This is a genomic window from Sutterella sp. (assembly GCF_052272535.1).
In the GTDB taxonomy this organism is placed as follows: Bacteria; Pseudomonadota; Gammaproteobacteria; order Burkholderiales; family Burkholderiaceae_F; genus Sutterella.
Map to the genome: position 1 here is coordinate 1 of NZ_DAVZJY010000278.1, position 2665 is coordinate 2665.

The following is a 2665-nucleotide window of genomic DNA, read 5'->3' on the forward strand; positions in this document are numbered from 1 at the left end:
TTGCTGCGGCATCGCAGCGAAGTCCGGACATGAAGAAGGCGGCTGCGGGAACGGGAGCTCACGCCCTCCGTTCCCGCAGCCGCCTTCAGATGGCCGGGCGGGTTGGGCTCCACACACCTGCCCCCGGAGGGGAGTCCGGGCGAGGACGTGAAGCCTTGTTCGTCCTTATTCGGCATTCTTCTCCTGGCCGGCCTTCAGAAGATCGCGGATCTCGCGCAGGAGCTTGAGCTCCTCCTCGCTCACGGGAGCAGGAGCAGGAGCAGGAGCAGGAGCAGGCGCCGGAGCGGGAGCCGGAGCCGGCTCGGCCGCCTTCTTCTCCTCCTCCTTCGCGTGCGACATCAGGCGGTCGGCCTCCGCGGCGATGCGGGCGCGGGCGGTGACCACGATCTTGATGAGCCAGAAGACGGCGAAGGCGAGGAGCAGGAACTGCACGACCGCCGTGAGGAAGGCGCCGTAGCCGAAAACCGTGGCGCCCGCCTTGGTGAGGGCCTCATAGGTCTGCGGACCCGTGTAGCCCGCCGGAGCGTCCTTGAGGACGACGAAGAGGTTCGTGAAGTCCGGACGGCCGACGAGCACGCCGAGGATCGGGTTGATGATGTCCTTCACGAGGCTGTCCACGATCTTCGAGAACGCGGCGCCGATGATCACGGCGACGGCGAGGTCAAGGACGTTGCCTTTCGAGATGAAGGCTTGAAATTCCTGGAAGAACTTGCGCATTTCGGGATTGACTCCTCTTAGTTTCTTTATTGCGTGTTGCGGGCTTGATGCGCCGCGCCTTCGGCCTTGAGGGCGGACGAAGGCGCGGCGCCGTGGATCTTATTTTCCTCCAAACCGCCCGGAACCGTGCGCCTGAAGCGGCGCGCCCGAGCGTGAGCGGACCGCCACTGCCCGCGCAGGCGCTTCATCCGCCCTCCGGGGCGCCCGGGCGAGCGCCTCCCGCATCGCCTGCGAGAGGCGGTCCTTCTGCGCCTTCGTGAAGCGCAGCGACTCACGCACCTTCCGAGCCGTCCGTCGCGCCGTGGCGGCGTCCATCACGCCCGAGACGGTCGCCCGGAGAGAAGCCGCTTCGCTCTCCTCCCACCCGTCCACGAAGCATTCGGCGAGCATCCAGGCGAGCCCCATCGAGACGTAGTACGACCGCCTGGCCGCGGTGAGGACGCGGGGCGCGAGCGCCGCCGCAAGGGACGCCCGAACGGCGGGACGCCGCGCGAAGTTGCAGAGGAGAAGGACGAGCCCAAGGCGGATCGACCAGTCGTCGTCCGCGTTGAGAAGCCGCCCGATCCAGGCGCGCGCGGCCGCTTCGTTCTCCTTCATGTCGGGGAAGACCGACCCCAGGAGGTCGCAGGTCGCCCAGTTGTCGATGAGACGGATGAGCTCCTCGGCGCGGGCGACGCGCTCCGTGAACTCAAGGCCGGGCTCCGTCGCGACGACGAGCCCCGCAGCCATCACGACCTCCTGAGGAAGCGCCCGGGGCGCGGCGCACACCTCGCGAAGAAGCGCCCTGCCGTCGCCGCGGCGCACCACGCCGGCGGCGGCCCTGCGCACGTCCACCTTCGGCACGCCGATGCGGTTCTTGACGCCCGGCATCATCTTCCCTTGGGTGTCGTAACTTCGCGGACGGGCGGCGTGGATGAGTTCAAGATGGAGGGCGTCGAGGATCGCGGGCATAGCGGAGGCTCCTGATGATGGGAGATGGAGGGACGAGATGCCCGAGCATAACCGGAGGCCGGCCGCTGCACGCGCCGCCACCCCCGAAATCCCGCATGCGCGCACCGCGGACCTCATAGGTAGAATGTGCAGCACCGTCCCGACGGCATCCCCTGCGTCTGCAGCCGAGGCGGCCTCACTCAAACGACCAGATCAAAATCATGACTACCGAAACCCCTCTTCCGGCAACCGCGCCGGCTGCCGCGCCGAAGAAAAAGCCCGGCATCGTCGCCTACATCTCCTTCTTCCTCGCCTGCGCCTTCTTCTCGGGCACGCTCATCACGGACCAATGGTGGGGCATCTTCGACTACACCGTGCTGCTCGGCGACTTCGGCAGCCTCGTCTCCAAGGTGACGAACAACGGCGGTGAGATTGTCACGCAGATGGCGAACTTCCGCGGCAAGGGCGGTTCGGGCGCGATCGACGGCTTCATGTTCGCGCTCGCCCTGGTGCCGACCATCATGTTCGCGACGGCCATGATCGCGATCTTCGAGCACTACGGCGCGCTCGACGCGGCCGAGCGCATGCTCAACCCGATCCTGCGCCCGCTCATGGGCCTGCCGGGCACGTGCTCGCTCGCCATCATCGCGTCGCTGCAGTCCACCGACGCGGGCGCTGTCCTCACGCGCACGCTCAAGGACTCCGGTGAAATCACCGAGAACGAGACCTACATCTTCTCGGCCTTTCAGATGACGGCCGACGCGGCGATCGGCAACTTCCTCGCCACCGGCATCGTCTTCTTCTCGCTGCGCGCAGCGGACGGCTCGCTCGTGGTGCCCACCACGATCGGCGTCTGCCTCGGCGTGATTCTCCTCGGCAAGGTCTTCGCCGCCAACGTGATGCGCCTCCTCCTGATCCGCAGCAGCCGCAAGGCCGCGGCCTGACGCTTAAGGGGCGCTCCCCCCGGACCCTGAAGCCGGTCGAAAGGACCCGCCGAATACGCGGGTTCCCCGACCGG

At 67.5% G+C, this 2665-nt stretch carries 3 protein-coding genes; 1 reads left to right on the top strand and 2 read right to left on the bottom strand.

All coding sequences use genetic code 11. The features are described 5' to 3' along the window. Nucleotides 1-165: 165 nt before the first annotated feature. Together mscL and ACT6Y9_RS10230 are read right to left on the bottom strand one after the other, a co-directional pair. The gene (gene mscL, locus ACT6Y9_RS10225; protein ID WP_443744454.1) at nt 166-717 is read right to left on the bottom strand and encodes a large conductance mechanosensitive channel protein MscL; all 552 of its coding nucleotides are present in this window, start codon (nt 715-717) and stop codon (nt 166-168) included. A 99-nt stretch (nt 718-816) separates the two neighbouring features. Further along, on the bottom strand, nt 817-1668 hold the full coding sequence (locus tag ACT6Y9_RS10230; protein WP_443744455.1) for a DNA alkylation repair protein: 852 nt from the start codon (nt 1666-1668) through the stop codon (nt 817-819). A gap of 200 nt (nt 1669-1868) precedes the next feature. On the opposite strand from ACT6Y9_RS10230, the gene ACT6Y9_RS10235 reads away from it, so the two are divergent. Further along, complete coding sequence (locus ACT6Y9_RS10235) at nt 1869-2591, top strand: nucleoside recognition domain-containing protein (RefSeq protein ID WP_295479260.1); 723 nt, start codon at nt 1869-1871, stop codon at nt 2589-2591. Nucleotides 2592-2665: the final 74 nt, after the last annotated feature.

Excerpts from the sequence above, each read along its gene's own strand:
- ACT6Y9_RS10230 (WP_443744455.1), bottom strand. The coding sequence starts at position 1,668 with ATGCCCGCGATCCTCGACGCCCTCCATCTTGAACTCATCCACGCCGCC.
- mscL (WP_443744454.1), bottom strand. The coding sequence starts at position 717 with ATGCGCAAGTTCTTCCAGGAATTTCAAGCCTTCATCTCGAAAGGCAAC.
- ACT6Y9_RS10235 (WP_295479260.1), top strand. The coding sequence starts at position 1,869 with ATGACTACCGAAACCCCTCTTCCGGCAACCGCGCCGGCTGCCGCGCCG.